Below are 2,678 nucleotides of genomic sequence, written 5' to 3'. Positions count from 1 at the left end.
CTCTGTCGCCTTCGGCGACATCTCCCCCTCGAGGGGGGAGATTACGCGCCCAAAAACTCGTTCGTAAAATACCCCCCGAAATCCGGCTTCTCCTTCAGAACCTTGCCATCGCCATCGAGCAATATGCCGGCCCTGAAGAGGTAGGTTCCGATCGCCTCGATCTTGGCCCTGGCGATGGTGCCGATGACGCCGTCCTGGCTGCGCAAGAAGTGTCCGTCGACCAGCATTTTCAGCGAAGCGTGGATCAGCGCCGGGTCGGTCAGCGCATCCCTGTTGGAAGCGATCAGCAGATCGCCGGCTTCCTGCGGGTGATCGCAGGCAAATTGGTAGCCGCGCCGCGTTGCCTCGACGAAGGCCGATGCGGCCTTCGGGTTTGCCTGGAGATATGCATTGCTGGAGGCGATCAAGGTGGTGTGCTCGTCGGGCACGCCGTAGTCGGCGTAGCGGAAGCCGCGCTGCCTGACGCCTTTCAACTCGGCAGCGACGCCTTCCCAGGTCGAGACCTCCAGCGTGAAGTCGACCGAGCCGTTGGCCAGCGCCTCATAGGCCGAGGTGCCTAATGTCACCGTCTCGAAAACGCCCTTGCCGCCATCGTGGCGGATGATGGTCGAGATCAGCGTGTTTTCCCAGGCGCTGCCGAAGCCGCCATAGGTCAGACCGTCGAGATTCCTGGGACTCTTGATCTCGCCGCGATCCGCGTTGAAGACCAACCGGCCGGTCTCCTGCTGGACCACGGCGTAGACCGCCTTGAGATCGGCGCCGGCAGCCCGCTGGGTGAACAGGCCGACGCCGGCAATGCCGAAATCGGCGATGCGGTTGGCGACCAGCGTGCCGGCGCCAGTATCGCCATAGGGCAGGATCTCAACATCGAGCCCGGCCTCGTGGTAGAACCCTTTGTCGCGGGCAACGAACAGGCCGACATGGTTGGTGTTGACCGTCCAGTCGAGCGCGACGGTGATTTTTTGCGTAGCCGCATGAGCGCGAGAGGCAAGCGGCAGTCCGGCAGCCAGCGTCAGCAGCAAAGCCTGCCGGCGTGTGAATTCGGTCATGAAAAACTCCTTTGAGCGGTCTGCGGGAACGAGGGCCGGTCAGTCCCGGGATTGAGCAGCGTGTCGAGGATGTCGGCTTCGAGCGCGGCGGCCTGGCGCGCGGCATCGCTGCCGGTGGTGCGCGGGCGCGGCAGCGGCACGGCAATCTCGCCGATGATGCGGGCCGGCCGCGCCGACATCAGATAGATGCGATCGGAGAGGTAGACGGCTTCGCGCACGTCATGGGTGATCAGCAGCGCCGTCCAGCGTTGGCGCTGCCACATGCCTTCCAGCCAGCGCTGCATACCCGCGCGGGTCAGTGCATCCAGCGCGCCAAAGGGCTCGTCGAGCAGCAGCATGTCGCGCTGCTGCACCACGGTGCGCAAAAGGGCGGCGCGCTGGCGCATGCCGCCGGAAAGCTCGGCCGGCCAGGCGCGCTCGAAACCGGCAAGGCCGAACTCAGCGAACAACGGCGCGACGCGTTCGCGCGCCGCCTTTCGACCAAGACCCTGCACTTCCAGCCCCAGCGTCACATTGTCGATGACGCGCCGCCACGGCATCAGCGCGTCGCGCTGCGGCATGAAGGCGAAGGGGCTGCCCTGCAATGGCGCGCCGTCGAAGCGCATGTCGCCCTCGCCTTTCAGCGCGCCGGTCAGCAACTGGAACAGCGTCGACTTGCCGGCGCCGGAAGGGCCGAGGATGGAGACGAACTCGCCGGCCGCGACATGAAGCGAAATGCCGGCGAGCACCTCAAGCGCGCCGAAGTTCTTCCTGATGTCCCGGAGTTCGAGCCGCGTCATTGACGGTTCTCTTCTGCAGCTTCAACCTTGCCGTCGCGGCTTTCGCTCCCTGCATTCTCCCAAGGCATGGCGAAGCGCTGGACGAGCACCGCAATGGCGAACAAGACAAGCGTGAGCGCGGCGCTGACGGCGACCGCGGCGAGCACCAGATCGGGCCGAAAGTTGTTCTTGGCATTGAGCATGTAGATGCCCAGCCCCTTCGCCGCCCCCGCATATTCGGCGAAGATCGCGCCGACGACGGCGTAGGTGATGGAGATGCGCAGCCCGGCGAAGAAATAGGGCAGCGCCGAAGGCAGGCGCGCCAGCCAGAAGATGCGCCAGCGCCCTGCCCCCATGGTGGCGAGCATCTGCGAAATCGCCTTGCTGGTCGCGGCAAAACCCTCGACCAGCGCCACCATCATCGGGAAGAAGGTAACGAGCGCCACAAGCAAGATTTTTGGCATCAGCCCGAAGCCGAACCACAGTACGATGAGCGGCGCAATCGCGACCAGCGGCAAGGTCTGGCTGACAATCAGCAGCGGAAACAGCGCGCGGCGCAGCGGGGCCAAGAAATCGACCAGCGCCGAAAGCACGAAGGCAGCGACCAACGAGCAGGCGAAGCCGGCTGATGTGGCGCGGATGGTGGGCAGCGTGTTGTCGGCAAGGGCAGCGCGATGCTCCCAGGCCTGCTGCAGCACGCGCGACGGCGCCGGCAGCATGGTGGGCGCAGCGCCACCATAGCGGGCGTAGAGCTCCCACGCCGCGAGGAGCAGGGCGGAGGCGCAGGCGGCGGGGATGGTCTTGGCGATGGCTGCGGCTAATCTCCCCCCTCGAGGGGGAGATGTCGCCGAAGGCGACAGAGGGGGTCGTC

The 2,678-nt window shown here is 65.7% G+C and carries 3 protein-coding genes; all 3 read right to left on the bottom strand.

Going from position 1 to position 2,678, the window contains the following annotated elements; all coding sequences use genetic code 11:
- Positions 1-41: 41 nt before the first annotated feature.
- From NKI61_RS32700 to NKI61_RS32690, 3 genes are read right to left on the bottom strand one after another with little or no spacing between them, the layout of a single operon-like run.
- Positions 42-1,049 (bottom strand): ABC transporter substrate-binding protein, encoded by a 1,008-nt coding sequence (locus NKI61_RS32700; RefSeq protein WP_023693858.1) that lies wholly within the window; start codon positions 1,047-1,049, stop codon positions 42-44.
- Positions 1,046-1,828, bottom strand: a complete 783-nt coding sequence (locus NKI61_RS32695) for an ABC transporter ATP-binding protein (protein ID WP_023689010.1) — start codon at positions 1,826-1,828, stop codon at positions 1,046-1,048. Before NKI61_RS32695 ends, NKI61_RS32700 begins: the two co-directional genes overlap by 4 nt.
- Positions 1,825-2,667, bottom strand: a complete 843-nt coding sequence (locus NKI61_RS32690; RefSeq protein ID WP_023689011.1) for an ABC transporter permease — start codon at positions 2,665-2,667, stop codon at positions 1,825-1,827. Before NKI61_RS32690 ends, NKI61_RS32695 begins: the two co-directional genes overlap by 4 nt.
- Between the last annotated feature and the right edge of the window lie 11 nt (positions 2,668-2,678).

The organism is Mesorhizobium sp. M0514, assembly GCF_040321145.1.
Taxonomy (GTDB): domain Bacteria; phylum Pseudomonadota; class Alphaproteobacteria; order Rhizobiales; family Rhizobiaceae; genus Mesorhizobium.
This window is presented reverse-complemented; position numbering and strand designations above follow the sequence as displayed.